Origin of the sequence: Conexibacter sp. W3-3-2 (genome assembly GCF_009707605.1) — a bacterium.
GTDB lineage: Bacteria > Actinomycetota > Thermoleophilia > Solirubrobacterales > Solirubrobacteraceae > Paraconexibacter > Paraconexibacter algicola.
The window spans coordinates 2,696,145-2,710,089 of record NZ_WLYW01000001.1; the positions used below are offsets into that span (position 1 = coordinate 2,696,145).

Sequence of the window (13,945 nt, forward strand, 5' to 3'; positions counted from 1 at the left end):
GCTGCACGAGGACGCGTCCGTCGGGGCCCCGGTCCGTGAGACCCTTCCCGCTGGCCTAGCATCCCGCCGGTGCCCGCCCCGCGCAATCCCGGCCGCACCCGCGAGCAGATCCTCGACGCCGCGCTCGGGGTGATCGCGGACCGGGGCCACGCGGGCACCACGATGCAGCGGGTCGCAGACACGGCCGGCGTCGACAAGGCGCTCCTGCACTACTACTTCACGAGCAAGGCCGGATTGCTTGCGGCGGCGATCGTCCACCTCGGCGACCGGCTGCTCGCGGACGTCGAGGCGGCGGTCGCGGGGCTCGACGATCCGGCGGAGGTCGTGGAGGTCGGGTTCGGGACCATGTGGGACCACGTGGTCGGCGACCCCCGGCTGCACGCCGCGTGGCTGAGCTTGTACGCCGCCGCCATCACCGATCCGGCGCTCGCCGAGCCGGTGAGGAAGGTGCGTGCTCGCTACCGCGAGATGGTGCGCGCGCGGCTCTCGGCGATGCTCGCCGCAGGGTGGCGCGCGTCGCTGCCGGACGCGGCGATGGTGACGCTCGTGCTCGCGTCGATCGACGGCTTCACGGTCGCCCTGCTCGAGGACGGCCGTACGCCCGCGCTGGACGAGGCGATCGCCGCGACCCAGGAGATGGTGCGCGCACTCTTCGGCCGCGCGTAGCTTGACACCCCGTCAGGTCTTCTTCACCATCTGGTGAATGAGGAGGGGCACGGTCCTGTGGGCGCGCTGAGCGGGCTGGCGCTTCGCCGGCCGCGACTCGTGCTCGTCGTGTGGCTCGTGCTGACCGCCGCGCTCGCCTACAACGGGACGCAGCTCGAGTCGCACATCGCCCCGACGTCCATCGAGGTCCCGGGGACGCGCGCACAGGCCGCGCAGGATCTGGCCGACGCGGAGATCGGCAGCCGCGGGCAGGCGCCGGTCCTGCTCCAAGGGCCGGCGCCGGCCGTCCGCGCGCAGACCGCGCGGCTGGCGGCGCGACTGCGAGCGGATCCGCGCAACACGGTGCTGTCCGCCTTCGACAAGGGGGCGCCGCCGCAGCTGCGGCCGGCCGGCGGGGCGGTGGTCCTCGTGGAGCGCCCGACCGACGAGACGTTCGGCCCGGAGGTCGCCGACGCGGTGCAGCCCGTCGTCGACGCGGTCGTGCGGCCGCCGGTGCGCGCATCGGTGACCGGCTTCTCGGCCATCGGAAGCGCGATCTCCGACGCGTCCGTCGAGCAGGCCCACGAGGCGGAGAAGCTCGCAGTCCCGATCCTGCTGCTCGTCCTGCTGCTCGTGTTCCGCTCGCCGCTCGGCGCGGCGATCCCCGCGGTCCTCGGCGGGGCGACGGTCGCGAGCGCGCTCGGCGTCGCCGACCTCGTCGCCCGCACCCGCGACATCACCGACGTCTGCACGCCCATCGCCTCGATGATGGGGCTCGCGCTCGGCGTCGACTACTCGCTGCTGATGGTCTCGCGGTTCCGCGAGGCGCGCCGCGACGGCGCCAGCGTGGACGCGGCGGCGGCGACGGCGGCCCAGACCGCCGGCCGGACGGTCGTCGTCGCGGGCGCGACGATCCTGGTGACGATGGGCGTGGCGATCCTGCTCGCCCCGGGCACGTTCCTGCAGTCGGCCGCGGTCGGTGCGGCCGCGGCGGCCGTCGTCGGCGTCCTCTCCGCGCTCACCGCCGTCCCGGCCGCCCTCGTCCTCGTCGGCGGGCACCTCGAGCGGCTGCGGTTCGGCCGGGCGCCGGCAGACGGCGGCGGCCTCTGGGGCGGGCTCGCCGCCGGGCTGCTCCGGCGACCGGTGCTCACCGCACTGCCGGCGGTCGCCGTGCTCGGGGCGCTCGCCGTCCCAGGGGTCGGACTCGACGCCGGGCCGCCCGATGTCCGCGTCCTGCCGCCCGACGCACCCGTCCGCACCGACGCCGAGCGGGTCGTCCGCGCGCTGGGTCCCGGCTGGAGCGCGCCGCTCGAGGTGATCGCCGTCGACCGCCGCGCCACCCTCGACACCCCGGCCGGCCGGCGCGCGCTCGGCGTCCTCCGCGCCGGACTCGTGGACGACCGCGACGTCGCGCTCGTCCTCGGCCCCCGGCCAGTCGGCCGCTCGACGCTGCTGACCGTCGTCCCCCGCTCGGGCCCGAACGATCCCGCCACCGCCGGCCTCTACGACCGCGTCCGCCGCGCGGCCGACCGGCTGCACGCGAGCACGGGGGCGGACGCCCGCGTCGGCGGCGTCGCCGCGCAGTTGACCGACTACCGGCGCGCGTTCAACGCGCGCCTGCCGTGGCTCGTCGCCGCGCTGAGTGCCGTCGCCTTCGTCGCGCTCGTCCTCGTCCTCCGGGCGCTGCTGCTGCCGCTGGTCGCGGTCCTGCTGAACGCGCTCGTCGTGGCGGGGTCCTTCGGCGTGCTGTCGCTGCTCTCCACCGGGTCCGACCCGCTCCTCGGCGGGGCCGGCTTCGCCGACGCCCTCTCGCTCCTCGCACTGCTGTCACTCATCTTCGGGCTCTCGCTCGACTACCAGGTCTTCATCCTCACGCGGCTGCGCGAGAACTGGCTGCGGTCAGGCGACGTCGGCACCGCGATCCGCTCGGCCATCGTCCGGACCGGGCCCGTCATCATGGGCGCGGCGGCGATCATGTCCGGCGTCTTCCTCGCCTTCATGACGCCCGACCTGCAGACGATCCGCCAGACCGGCGCCGGCCTGGTCGCCACCGTCCTGCTCGCCGCGTCCGCCGTCTGCCTCATCGCGCTCCCCGCCGCCCTGCGCCTCGCCGGCCCGGCCGCCTTCTGGATCCCCGCGTGGCTCGACCGGCTGCTCCCGGTGGTCGACCTCGAGGGGGACGGGGCGGCCGCCGACCCGGCCGCCGGCGTGTCCGCGCCCCGCCCCACCGCCACGGGTGCGGCGGACGCCGCCGGCCGCTGGTCCGGCCAGCTGCTCGTCGGCCCCGAGCACGAGGGCCCGCCCGGCCGCGCCGACGGCACCATCCTCCCCTCGGCCCTGCACCACATCTTCCTTGAGCTCGCCGCCGACCACGGCCACGGGCAGGCGATCGACGTCGAGACCCGCATCACCCACCGCGCCCCGCTGCGCATCGACCGCGACGTCCACATCGAAGCCTGGTGCTCCCGCCACGACGGGCCCTGGCGCACGCTCGAGGCGACCGTCCGCGACGGGCCCGTCACGATCGCGCACGCGGAGACCACCGTCTACGTCCTGAACGGCGGCGCCGGGCACTCGAGCCGCGACGCCTGATCGCGGAGCCGCCTCGCGCGCCCGCGCGGCAATCGACGGCGCGCCGCGGTGCCGGCGGCGACGCGCCCCGCGACGAGTCATGACGAGCTCCGCCGACGTACCTGCGACGGTCGCGACATCAGCCGGACGGCTGCTGCCCGTCCGATGCGATCGTCCCGTCACCGCGGCAGCGAGTCTTGCCGGTCGAGCAGTGGTCGCGGTAGGTCAGGTGGTGCTGGCGAGCAGTCGGCGGAGGGTCACAGCGTTGGCGTAGCCGACGCGGTGCGCGATCTGATCCATCGAGAGGTCGGTGGTGCGGCGGAGGTGCTTGGCGCGCTCGGCGCGCAGGCGTCGGACCAGCTGGTTGGGGGTCGCTCCGGTCCGTAGGCGAACGTGGCGCTCGAGCGTGCGCCTGGTGACGCCGAGCGCGTCGGCGAGGTCGGTCACGGAGAGGTCGTCCGAGATGCGGCGTCGGACCTCGTCCTCGAGCCGTGTGACGAGCGTGTCGGTGACGGCGAGGTGTGCGTGTACCGCTTCCATCGATCGCGCGGGTCGCTCATCGATGAGGAGGTGGTGGACGACGGTCTCCGCGAGCCGCGGGGAGGTTTCGGAGACGAGGCTGACGGCGAGGTCGATGTGCGCGAAGGCCGCGCCTGCGGTCAGGACGCTGCTGCTCCGTACGACCATCCGCGAGGTGTCCAGATCGACCTTCGGGTATCGACGTCGGAAGGTCTCGCTGAGCCACCAGCTCGTGGCCGCCGTCACGCCGTCGAGCCGGCCGGCCTCGGCGAGCAGGAACGTCCCGGTGCACGCGCCCGCCAGGCGCGGCAGTTCGGCCTCCGGGCGGTCGTGCAGGACGGCGCGGAGCCGGCGTATCTCCGGCAGGGCGAGCGCATCTTCCACGGCCGGCGCAGACAGCGCCCCGAGGGCGGGAACCACAAGGACGTCATAGTCGTCGAGGCCGTCGTCGAGCGCGCGGTCGGCCTCGACGATCAGCCCGCCGGCGGTTCTCACGGACGGGCGCAGGCCGACGACCGTCGTTTCGAGCGGCGGGATGTCGCGGTCCACCGAGGGGCGCAGCATCTCGGCGACTCGCAGGATGTCGAGCACGCTGGTGAACGCCGAGTCGAAGGTACCGGGGATCGCGACGACGCCGATGCGCATGGCGCAAACGATACGTACAGCGTCGCGTTGGGTGCAGGCGGGTGCGGCACCGTCGGTGCCCCACTACCGAAGGAGCACCCTCATGGCCCGTCCCGGACTCGTCATCCAGTTCAAGACCAAGCCCGACACCGCCGAGCAGTTCAGCGACATCCTCGTCGCGGCGCTGGAGCACGTCGAGGCGGAGGCCGGCACCCGTCCGTGGCTGACGTTGCGAGCCGAGCAGGAGCCGACCGTCTTCTATCTCGTCGACCTCTTCGACGACGAGGACGCCCGCAACATCCACCTGAACGGCGCCGCCGCCGAGCTGATCCTCGGCACCGGAGGGGCGTTGCTCGCCGAGCAGCCGAGCCCGGTCCCGGTGACGCTCGTGATCGGCAAGGCCGTGTGACCGCGGGCGAGCGACGCATCGGCGACCGGGTCGCATGGTCCGTTCGGCAGTGTCCGGCGTGGCGGTACGCCGGTCGGGAACCACCGATGGGCTCAGCCGCTCGCTCGTCGTCGGGGAGGTGCGCGTCGGTGCCGGCAGGTCAGCGGCACGCCCTCCGCGTCGTCGCAGCCGAGAATCGACGGAAAGGAGCTCCGTTTGCTCCTTGCGGCTGCTACTCGCGGCGCGCGCGTTCTCCCTGCAAGCGAGCCCCGAAACGACAGAAGCCCAGCGCGTGCAGGGCTTCTTTTGTGACGGGAGCGACGGGACTCGAACCCGCGACCTCCGGCGTGACAGGCCGGCGCTCTAACCAACTGAGCTACGCCCCCAAACGGGACCGCAGTATGGCACGAAGTCGCGAAACGTGGCGTGCCGTGTGGCGACCGGCGCAACTCCCGGGCAGACTGGCGGTTGGAACCGTCGCCCGTGACCCGTCCGCGCTCCCGCATCCTCGCCGTCCTCGCGCTCCTCGCCGCCCTGCCCGCGGTGGCGTTCGCGACCGGGATCGAGGGCACGCCGCGCGACGACCTGCTCCGTGGCTCCCAGCAGGCGGACACGCTCACGGGCCTCGAGGGCGACGACGAGCTGCGCGCCTTCGACGGCGACGACACGCTCGACGGCGGACCGGGTGACGACCGCCTGCTCGCCGGCCGCGGGGCGGACACGCTGCTGGGCGGCCCCGGGGCCGACCGGCTGACCGCCGGCCCGGGACGGGACGTCCTGCGCGGCGGGCCGGGCAGCGACGTGCTGAACGCGCGCGACGGCGAGCCGGACACGATCCACTGCGGCCCGGGCGGCCGCGACCGCGCGACGCTCGACCTCGTCGACGTCATCGCCGACGCCACGCCGCAGCGGCCCGACGGGGCGTGCGAGCTGGTCGACCGCGCCCCGCCGAAGACCGGCTGACCGCCGGGCCGCCGGCGCGCGAGCTCAGAGCCCGGACGGCGCCTGGTCGGGGCGGGCGTGCCCCTCCTCCAGCGCGGCGGCGTGCACGGCCTCCGCCACGCGCGTGTGCACGGCGGCCTCCAGCGCGTCGGGCACGAGGTCGTCGCCCTCGGTCAGCTCGCTGATCGCGCGGGCGGCGGCGAGCTTCATCCCGGAGGTGATGCGGTCGGCGCCCGCCAGCAGCGCCCCGCGGAAGATGCCCGGGTAGCCGATCACGTTGTTGACCGAGCGCCCGTCGGCGGCGAAGCCCGCGCCCGCGGCGAGCGCGGCGTCCGGGTCGATCTCCGCGATCGGGTTCGTCAGCGCGAGGATCGCCTGGCCCGGCCGGACCATCGACGGGGTGATGAGGCCGGGACGACCGGTGGTGGCGACGACGATGTCCGCGCGCGCGAACACGTCGTCCATCGTCGTGACCTCGATGCCCGCCTCGCGCGCGCGACCGTGTGAGTCCTCGTTGGGGTCGAACGCGACGACCGCCGCGGCCCCGGCCTCGGCCACGAGCGCGGCGATGCCGTAGCCGGCGGCGCCGAGGCCGAGCTGGCCGACGGTCACCTCCCCGAGGTCGCGGCCGAGCGCGCGGCAGACCGTCAGCACGGCGGCGACCGACACGACCGCGGTGCCGTGGACGTCGTCGTGCATGACCGGCACGCCGAGCCGCTCGATCAGGCGCCGCTCGATCTCGAAGCACTCGGGCGCGCTGATGTCCTCGAGGTGGATGCCCCCGAACGACGGGGCGATCCGCACGACGGTCTCGACGAACTCGTCGACGTCCTTCGTGTCCACGAGCACCGGCACCGCGCTGATCCCCGCGAACTGCGAGTAGAAGACCGCCTTGCCCTCCATCACGGGCATCGAGGCGACCGGGCCGATGTCGCCGAGCCCGAGCACGCGCGAGCCGTTCGTGCAGATCGCGACGGTCCGCCCGATCGACGTGAACTTCGCGGCCAGCTGCGGGTTCTCCGCGATCGCGCTGCAGACGCGCGCCACCCCCGGGGTGTAGACGTCGCGCATCTCCTGCGGCGTGCGCACCGGGGTGACCGCCTCGGTGCGGAGCTTGCCGCCCTCGTGGCGCAGGAACGCGCGGTCGTGGTGCCAGACCAGCCGCACGCCCTCCAGGCCGGAGAGCGACGCGGCGAGCTCGGCGCCGTGCTGCGGGTCGCGGACCTCGACCGTGATCTCGCGGTCGGTCAGCTCGCGGCCGAGGTGGATCGTGACGATGTCGCCGATCAGCCCCTTGTGATCGGCGATGACCGCCGCGACCTTCTGGAGCTGGCCGGGCTTGTGCGGGACCTGCAGCTTGTACGTGACGTCGAGCGGCATAGGCGGCGAACGGTACGCCAGAACCCACCCCGGACCCCGACTGGCCAGCTGGCCAGTCGACGGGATAGGCTGGCGCCCATGTCGCTCGCGGGTCCCCGTCCCCTCGGTCCGATGGAGCGCACGCCGTTCGGGCGGATGGCGCTCGACCTGCGCTCCGAGGCCCGCACGCGCCGCGCGGGCGCGATCCCCTTCCCGCCCGGGGACACGCGCCCCAGCGCCCGCCGCACGCGCCGCTTCGCCACCGACCCGCTGCACGTCCTGCTCGACGGCTACGACCGCCACGGGCCGGTGTTCACGCAGCGGGTCTTCCACGGCAACGTCGTCTTCGTCCTCGGCCCGCAGGCCAACCACCACGTGCTCGTCTCCGGTGCCGCGAACTTCTCGTGGCGCAAGGGGCACTTCAGCGACCTCGTGCCGCTGCTGGGCGACGGGCTGCTGACCATCGACGGGGACTTCCACCGCCGCTCCCGGCGGATCATGCTCCCCGCCTTCCACAAGGAGCGCATCCGCGCCTCGGTCACCACGATGCAGCAGGAGACCGACCGCGCGGTCGCCGGCCTGCGCGCCGGCACGACGATCGACCTCGACCACTGGACGCGCGAGCTCGCGCTGCGGATCGCGATGCGCGCCCTGTTCGGCCTGGACCCGGACGCGGCCGCCCGCGACCTCGACGCCGCCCGCGAGTTCGAGCACGCCCTCGGCTTCTACGCGCGCGACTACACGCTGCAGATCCTGCGCGGCCCGCGCACGCCGTGGGCGCGGATGCAGCAGGCCCGCCGCCGCCTGGACGGCCTGATCCTCGGGGAGATCCAGCGGCGACGGCGCAGCGGCGAGCGCGGCCCGGACATCCTCTCGATGCTGCTCGACGCGCAGGACGAGGACGGCTCGCGACTGTCGGACCAGCACGTCCGCGACGAGGTCATGACGCTCCTGTTCGCCGGGCACGACACGACGACCTCGACCGTCTCGTTCCTCTTCCACGAGCTGTCACGCACCCCGCAGGCGCGCGAGCGGCTGCGCGCGAAGCTCGACGACGGGGACGGCGAGCTCGAGCGCGTGCTCGACGAGACGCTGCGCCTGTACCCGCCCGCGTGGATCGGGCCGCGCCGCTCGATCGAGCCGTTCGAGCTGTGCGGGCACCGCATCCCCGGGGACGTGCCCGTGAACTACTGCTCGTGGGCGAGCCACCGGCTGCCCGACGTGTGGGACGAGCCCGACACGTTCCGGCCCGACCGGTTCCTGCCCGGCGGCGAGGTCAGCCGGCTGCCCAAGGGCGCGTACGTGCCGTTCGGGGGCGGCTCGCGCACGTGCATCGGGATGCGGTTCGGCCAGGCGGAGATCGCGATCATCGTCCGCGAGCTCGTGCGGCGGTTCGACCTCGACCTGCCGCCCGGCTTCCGGCTGCGGATCCGGCAGATGCCGACGATCAGCCCGGCCGACGGGATGCCGATGACGCTGCGGGCCGTCTGACCCGCAGCGCCCCGGCGGTCCCTCCTACCGCTTCTTCTTCTTCGCGCTGACGACGACGTTCAGCAGCGGCGACCCGTCGCCGGCGCTGTCGAAGTCGCCCGCCCACTGGGCGACGAACAGGTTCGCGCCGCGCGTGACCGTCCAGCTCGTGGTGAACGCGCCGTTGGCCGCGACCTTGACGGTCTGGGCGATCCAGCGCGCGCTGCCCTCGGGACGCCGCGACACGGTCACCCGCTCGGTGCCCGTCGCGGGCGTGAGCTTGCCGGTGACGGTGATCTTCGTGACCTTCGTGTACCGCTTCTGCTTCGTCGTGATGCTCAGCGTCGACGCCGCGCCGGAGACGCCGCCCTTCGTCGTGGCGAAGAGGTCGGCGACGCCGGCCAGGAGGAAGTCGCTGCCGCCGCCGGGGGCGACGAGCCCGGTCGGCCCGATGACCGTCGGCGAGACGACCTGCGGCGCGAAGGTCTTCCCGCCGTCGGTCGTGCGGTAGAGGATGCCCGCCGACGGGACGTCCCCGAAGCCGCCCTGCGCGACGAGGTAGCCGCTGGTCGCGGAGGAGAACTGCAGGCCGTCGAAGCGGTTGGTGCCCGTGCCGGGCAGCTCCGTCCAGGTCCGGCCGCCGTTGGCGGTGCGCCACAGCCGCGAGGTCCCGTCCTGCACGTAGCCGACGCGCTGGTCGACGAAGTCGACGCGACCGACGACCAGGCGGTTGCGCAGCTTGCCCTTGACCCGCTTGTAGGTGCCGGGCTTGCGGATCGCCGTCCAGGTGCGGCCGCCGTCGGTGGTGCGCACGATGTCCTGACGGCCCCAGGCGACCACCGCCGACCCGGCGCGCTCGGCGTCGGTCAGCGCGGTGCGCGCGACCGCGTCGCTGCGGACGGCGTCGAAGACGTTGCCGCCGTCGGCGGAGCGGCGGACCCCGGTCGGGCCGAGCACCAGCACGGTGTCCGGGCTCGTCGCGACGACCGCGTTGGGCCGGGCGGTCGTGCCGGTGTCCAGCGTCTTCCAGGTCGCGCCGCCGTCCGCGGTGCGGAACAGGCCGCCCTGCACGTCGAGCGCGTAGCCGACCGTCGCGGTGGGGAACGCGACGTCCAGGACGTCCTCGCTGGTCGCGACGTTCGCGCGCGTCCAGGTCCTGCCGCCGTCGGTGGTCTTGCCGAGGGCGCCGTCGGCGCCCGGGGCGAACGCGGTGCCGGGCTGCAGGCCCGCCCGCAGCCGCGAGAACGTGCCGGTGAGGCGGCCGCCGACGGGCGCGAACGTCGTGCCGGCGTCGTCGCTGACGACGGTCGTGCCGCGCTCGCCGGCGGCGACGAGCCGCGTGGCCGAGGCGAACGAGGCGGCGAGGATCTTGTCGGTCGACGGCGTCAGCGCGTTCGCGGTGTCGCCGCCGTCGGTCGTGCGGACCACCACGTCGCCCTCGGCGGTCGAGACGACGCACTGCAGTGCCGTGGAGCACCGCACCCCGGTGTAGTTGCGGGCGACGCCGAGGTCCTTCGGCGTCCACGTCACGCCGCTGTCGGTGGTGCGCAGGAAGAGGCCGCCGTCCCCGACGGCGTAGCCGGTCGTCGCGTCGAAGAACGTGACGTCGCGGACGGCGCGGTTGGTGTCGCTCACGAGCTTCCACGAGTTGCCCGCGTCGACGGTGGAGAAGATCTTGCCGCCGGTCGTCGCGGCGAAGCCGGTGGTCGGGGAGGTGAACCACAGGGCGGTCGGCGTGTCGCGCCCGCCCGGCGCGCGGGTGCCGGGGATCGCGCTCTTCTGCGCGAACGCGGTGCCCCCGTCGGCGGTCTGCAGCACGGTCCCGTCGGCGAGCGCGAGGAACCCGACGGTCTTCTGCGGGAAGCTCAGCGCCGCGAGCGGCTCCTTGCAGCTGTTCTCCACCGGGGTGAAGGCGATCCGCGAGAACGTGCGGCCGCCGTCGTCGGAGCGCCGGGCGACGCAGCCGCCACCGGCGACGAGCGTCGTGTCGTCGACGGCCTGGACCTCGGTGAGGTTCGTGAACGTGCCGGTCTGCAGGCCGGCCCAGGTGAGACCGCCGTCGCTGCTCTTCAGCAGCGTGCCGAAGTCGCCGACGGCGTAGCCGGTGGCGCCGCGGAAGTCGGTCGCGCGCAGCGTGTTGCCCTGCGGCTGGGGGTTGCCCCACTCCCAGGCGGAGCTGCCGACCTGGACGTTCGCGCCGGCCGGCGCGGCGGCCGCGGCCGCGAGACCGGCCGCCGCGACTGCGACGGTGATCGTGGTTCTGGTGCTGCGCATGACTCCACCTCGGGGTCGTTCGGAGGGTGCTGCCGACGAGAACGACGGCCCGGACGGAAGGTTGCGCGGCTTGCTCGGATACGGTGCGCGTCGTGCCGTCCGCCCGTCCTGCCGTCGACGTCGTCGCACCGGTGGCGGGGGACGCCGCGCTCGTGCGCGCGGTCCTCGCGCGGCTGCGCGGGCTGGAGCGTCGCGACGGCGACACCGTGACCGTCGTGGACAACCGCGGGGTCGGCGTGGAGGACCCGGACGTGCTCGTGGCGACCGCGGTGCGGACCTCCTACCACGCGCGCAACCGTGGGGCGGCGCGCGGCACGGCGCCGTGGCTGCTGTTCCTCGACGCCGACGTGGACCCGCCCGCGGACCTCCTGGACCGCCTCTTCTCCCCCGTCCCCGGCGAGCACGTCGGGGTCCTCGCGGGCGCCGTGCGCGACAGCGACCCCGGGCCGCGCGGCACGGCGGCGGAGCGCTACGCCCACCTGAAGTCGTCGATGAGCCAGGAGACGACGCTCGCCCGGGACCGCGGGCGGTTCGCGTTCGCGCAGACCGCGAACGCCGCGGTGCGCCGGTCCGCGTTCGTCGTGGTCGGCGGGTTCCGCGAGGAGGTCCGCTCGGGCGGTGACGCCGACCTCTGCTTCCGCCTCGCCGCCGCCGGCTGGGCGCTGGAGCGCCGCCCCGACGCGGCGGTCGTGCACCGCAACCGCACGACGGTCCGCGCGATGCTCGGGCAGCGGTTCCGGCACGGGACCGGCGCCGCGTGGCTGGCCGCCGAGCACCCGGGGGCGCTGCCCGCCCGGCGCTGGCCGGGCCTGCTGGCGTGGGGCGTCCGTCGCGCCGGGGCGGGCGTGCGCGCGGGCCTGCGCGGCGACCGGGACGCGGCGCTCGTCGGCCTGCTCGACGGGCCTGCGGTGTGGGCGTTCGAGCTCGGCCGTCGGGTGCCCAACCGCGAGCTGCCCGCGGCCGGGCGCGCGCGGCGCGGCGGCCCGTCCGCCCCCGGCGGGCCCGGCGCGGCGCACCGCTCCGACGGGCCGCCGGACGCCCGGGACGGCGACGGCCCGCCCCTCGACCCCGGCCCGGACGGTCAGTAGGCGGGACCGCGCCCGACCCGGGCCCGCACGCCCGGCAGCGCAAGCGCCAGACGCCGCGCCCGCTCGCGCGCGGTGAGCGGGCGCTGACGGGCCACGCGCGCCCACGCCGCGCGCGCCGCGCGCGGGTCACCGGCGCGGGCCAAGCCGTCGGCGAGCGCCGCGAGGTCCGCGGCGCGCGCCCGGGCGACCGCGTCGGGCCCGGCGGCGAGTGCGGCGTGCCGCTCGCGGACCTCGAGCTGCGCGCGGGCGAGCGCGGCTACGTCGGCGGTCAGCCCGCCCGGGTGGCGGCGGTAGCGCACGACCGCGTCGGGCACGCAGAGCGCGTCGTGGCCCGCGGCGCACAGGCGCAGCCACAGCTCCCAGTCCTCGGCGACCCGCACCGGCGCGGCGAAGCCGCCGACCGCCGCCAGCGCCTCGCGGCGCAGCACGACGCTCGAGGTCGGCACCGGGTTGGCGGCGTGGAGCGCGCGGCCCAGCGCCGCGGCGTCGTGCCGGCCGGGCGCGGGCTCGTCCCAGCGCTCCCCGGTCGGCCGCCCGTCGACCCCGACGACGCGGGAGCGCCCGAAGCTCCAGCCCGCCCCCGGCGACGCGGCGTGCGCCCGCAGGTGCGCGGCGAGCGCGCCCGGCTCCCACGTGTCGTCGGCGTCGCAGAGCGCCACGAACGTCACCGCGGGGTCGAGCGCGCGCAGGCCCGTGTCGCGCGCGGCGGCCGGCCCGCCGGCGGTGGCCCGGCGCACGCGCCGCACGCCCGCGGCGAGGTGGTCCGGGTGCAGCGCGACCGGGACGGGGGAGCCGTCGTCGACCACGACGACCACGTCCGGCGGCGGGTCCTGGGCGAGGACCGCGTCGATCGCCTCGGCGAGGAACGGCGCGAAGCCGTGGACCGGGAGCAGCACGCCGACCGTCACGCCCCGCAACCTACCGGCCGTCGCGGCCCGTCCACGACGTGACGCGGCCCCGTGCGGGCGCTACCCTGCAGGGTCCCGCCCCGACGAGGAAGGCCTGCTCCTGCCGCATCTCCACACGCCGTTGACCGCCCTGGGACTCCGCCCGCGCACCGCCCGTGCGCTGCAGAAGCTGGAGCTCGGCGGCACGGCGAAGGCCGCGCGGGTCGTCTCCGTGGATCGCGGCCGCCTCCTCATGGTCGACGACGGCACGGGCCCGATCCCCGCCGTCGTCTCGGGCACCGTCCGTCACCGCGGTCGCGAGGCGACCGCGTTCCCCGTCACCGGCGACTGGGTCGCGCTCGACGGCGACCGCGTCCTCGCCGTGCTGCCGCGCGTCGGCCTGCTGCAGCGGCCCACCCCGACCGGCCCGGAGCCGCTCGTCGCGCACGTCGACCTCGTCCTCGTCGCCCACGCGCTGGCCGAGGACCGGGCCGTGGACCGGCTGCCGCGCTTCACCGCGCTGGCCGCCGCCGCGGGCGTCCCGGTCGTCGTGCTGCTGACGAAGGCCGACCTGCTCGACGACGTCGAGGCGGAGAAGGCGCAGCTGTCGTTCGAGCTGGGCGGCGCGAAGGTGCTCGCGGTCAGCTCCGCCACCGGCCTGGGCCTCGACGCGGTCCGGGCGCTGATCCCGATCGGCACGACCGCCGCGGTGCTCGGCGCGTCCGGCGCGGGCAAGTCGACGCTCGCCAACGCGCTGCTCGGCGAGGACCGCCAGAAGACCGGGGCCGTGCGCGAGGACGACGGTCGTGGCCGGCACATCACCGTCCGCCGCGACCTCCTGGCCCTGCCCGACGGTGGCCTGCTGATCGACACGCCGGGCCTGCGGACGGTCGGGGTGCGCGGCGACGTGCGCGCCGCGTTCCAGGACATCGCCGCGCTGGCGGGCGAGTGCCGGTTCGCGGACTGCGCGCACGAGCAGGAGCCCGGGTGCGCGGTGCAGGAGGCGATCGGGGACGGCCGTCTGGCCGCGTCGCGGTTCGCGACGTTCCTGAGCCTCGACGCGGAGGCCGCGAGCGTCGCGGCGCGCGAGACCGCCGGGCGGCGCAAGGCCGGCAGCGGCCGGCGCCCGCGCGACGGCGCCCCGGCGGGCGGCTGGCGCCACGCCGACTGACGGGCGC

The 13,945-nt window shown here is 75.6% G+C and carries 11 protein-coding genes and 1 tRNA gene; 7 read left to right on the forward strand and 5 right to left on the reverse strand.

Features of this window, described 5'->3' with window-relative positions; all coding sequences use genetic code 11:
• The first annotated feature begins 69 nt into the window (after positions 1-69).
• Both GKE82_RS30795 and GKE82_RS13050 read left to right on the forward strand, forming a co-directional pair.
• The gene (locus GKE82_RS30795; RefSeq protein ID WP_154733594.1) at positions 70-666 is read left to right on the forward strand and encodes a TetR family transcriptional regulator; all 597 of its coding nucleotides are present in this window, start codon (positions 70-72) and stop codon (positions 664-666) included.
• 57 nt (positions 667-723) lie between these two features.
• Positions 724-3,237 carry an MMPL family transporter gene (locus GKE82_RS13050; RefSeq protein WP_154733595.1) on the forward strand — a complete coding sequence of 838 codons (2,514 nt, stop codon included), beginning with the start codon at positions 724-726 and terminating at the stop codon, positions 3,235-3,237.
• 204 nt (positions 3,238-3,441) lie between these two features.
• Here the strand turns inward: GKE82_RS13050 and GKE82_RS13055 are convergent, their stop codons facing one another.
• Positions 3,442-4,380 carry a GlxA family transcriptional regulator gene (locus GKE82_RS13055; RefSeq protein ID WP_196189210.1) on the reverse strand — a complete coding sequence of 313 codons (939 nt, stop codon included), beginning with the start codon at positions 4,378-4,380 and terminating at the stop codon, positions 3,442-3,444.
• Between the two features lie 82 nt (positions 4,381-4,462).
• Here GKE82_RS13055 and GKE82_RS27105 point away from each other — a divergent pair, with 82 nt between their 5' ends.
• Entirely contained in the window at positions 4,463-4,768 is a 306-nt protein-coding gene (locus GKE82_RS27105) for a putative quinol monooxygenase (RefSeq protein ID WP_196189211.1), read from the forward strand.
• Positions 4,769-5,059: 291 nt separating this feature from the next.
• On the opposite strand, the gene GKE82_RS13065 is transcribed toward GKE82_RS27105, so the two are convergent.
• Positions 5,060-5,133, reverse strand: a tRNA-Asp gene (locus GKE82_RS13065).
• A gap of 97 nt (positions 5,134-5,230) precedes the next feature.
• On the opposite strand from GKE82_RS13065, the gene GKE82_RS13070 reads away from it, so the two are divergent.
• Positions 5,231-5,710 carry a calcium-binding protein gene (locus GKE82_RS13070; protein ID WP_196189212.1) on the forward strand — a complete coding sequence of 160 codons (480 nt, stop codon included), beginning with the start codon at positions 5,231-5,233 and terminating at the stop codon, positions 5,708-5,710.
• Between the two features lie 24 nt (positions 5,711-5,734).
• On the opposite strand, the gene GKE82_RS13075 is transcribed toward GKE82_RS13070, so the two are convergent.
• Entirely contained in the window at positions 5,735-7,069 is a 1,335-nt protein-coding gene (locus tag GKE82_RS13075; RefSeq protein WP_154733599.1) for an NAD-dependent malic enzyme, read from the reverse strand.
• A 111-nt stretch (positions 7,070-7,180) separates the two neighbouring features.
• On the opposite strand from GKE82_RS13075, the gene GKE82_RS13080 reads away from it, so the two are divergent.
• Complete coding sequence (locus GKE82_RS13080) at positions 7,181-8,539, forward strand: cytochrome P450 (protein ID WP_154733600.1); 1,359 nt, start codon at positions 7,181-7,183, stop codon at positions 8,537-8,539.
• A gap of 24 nt (positions 8,540-8,563) precedes the next feature.
• Here the strand turns inward: GKE82_RS13080 and GKE82_RS13085 are convergent, their stop codons facing one another.
• A complete protein-coding gene (locus GKE82_RS13085) occupies positions 8,564-10,792 on the reverse strand; it encodes a YCF48-related protein (protein WP_154733601.1) in 2,229 nt (742 codons plus the stop codon).
• Between the two features lie 92 nt (positions 10,793-10,884).
• On the opposite strand from GKE82_RS13085, the gene GKE82_RS13090 reads away from it, so the two are divergent.
• On the forward strand, positions 10,885-11,880 hold the full coding sequence (locus GKE82_RS13090) for a glycosyltransferase family 2 protein (RefSeq protein ID WP_196189213.1): 996 nt from the start codon (positions 10,885-10,887) through the stop codon (positions 11,878-11,880).
• Here the strand turns inward: GKE82_RS13090 and GKE82_RS13095 are convergent.
• Positions 11,874-12,788, reverse strand: a complete 915-nt coding sequence (locus GKE82_RS13095; RefSeq protein WP_196189214.1) for a glycosyltransferase family 2 protein — start codon at positions 12,786-12,788, stop codon at positions 11,874-11,876. The genes GKE82_RS13090 and GKE82_RS13095 overlap by 7 nt on opposite strands.
• A gap of 121 nt (positions 12,789-12,909) precedes the next feature.
• On the opposite strand from GKE82_RS13095, the gene rsgA reads away from it, so the two are divergent.
• The gene (gene rsgA, locus GKE82_RS13100) at positions 12,910-13,938 is read left to right on the forward strand and encodes a ribosome small subunit-dependent GTPase A (RefSeq protein ID WP_107567344.1); all 1,029 of its coding nucleotides are present in this window, start codon (positions 12,910-12,912) and stop codon (positions 13,936-13,938) included.
• The last annotated feature ends 7 nt before the right edge of the window (positions 13,939-13,945 follow it).

What these genes read in the sequence shown, in the direction of transcription:
- GKE82_RS13055 (WP_196189210.1), bottom strand. Translation starts at nt 4,380, where the DNA reads ATGCGCATCGGCGTCGTCGCGATCCCCGGTACCTTCGACTCGGCGTTC.
- GKE82_RS27105 (WP_196189211.1), top strand. Translation starts at nt 4,463, where the DNA reads ATGGCCCGTCCCGGACTCGTCATCCAGTTCAAGACCAAGCCCGACACC.
- GKE82_RS13075 (WP_154733599.1), bottom strand. Translation starts at nt 7,069, where the DNA reads ATGCCGCTCGACGTCACGTACAAGCTGCAGGTCCCGCACAAGCCCGGC.
- GKE82_RS13080 (WP_154733600.1), top strand. Translation starts at nt 7,181, where the DNA reads ATGGAGCGCACGCCGTTCGGGCGGATGGCGCTCGACCTGCGCTCCGAG.
- GKE82_RS13085 (WP_154733601.1), bottom strand. Translation starts at nt 10,792, where the DNA reads ATGCGCAGCACCAGAACCACGATCACCGTCGCAGTCGCGGCGGCCGGT.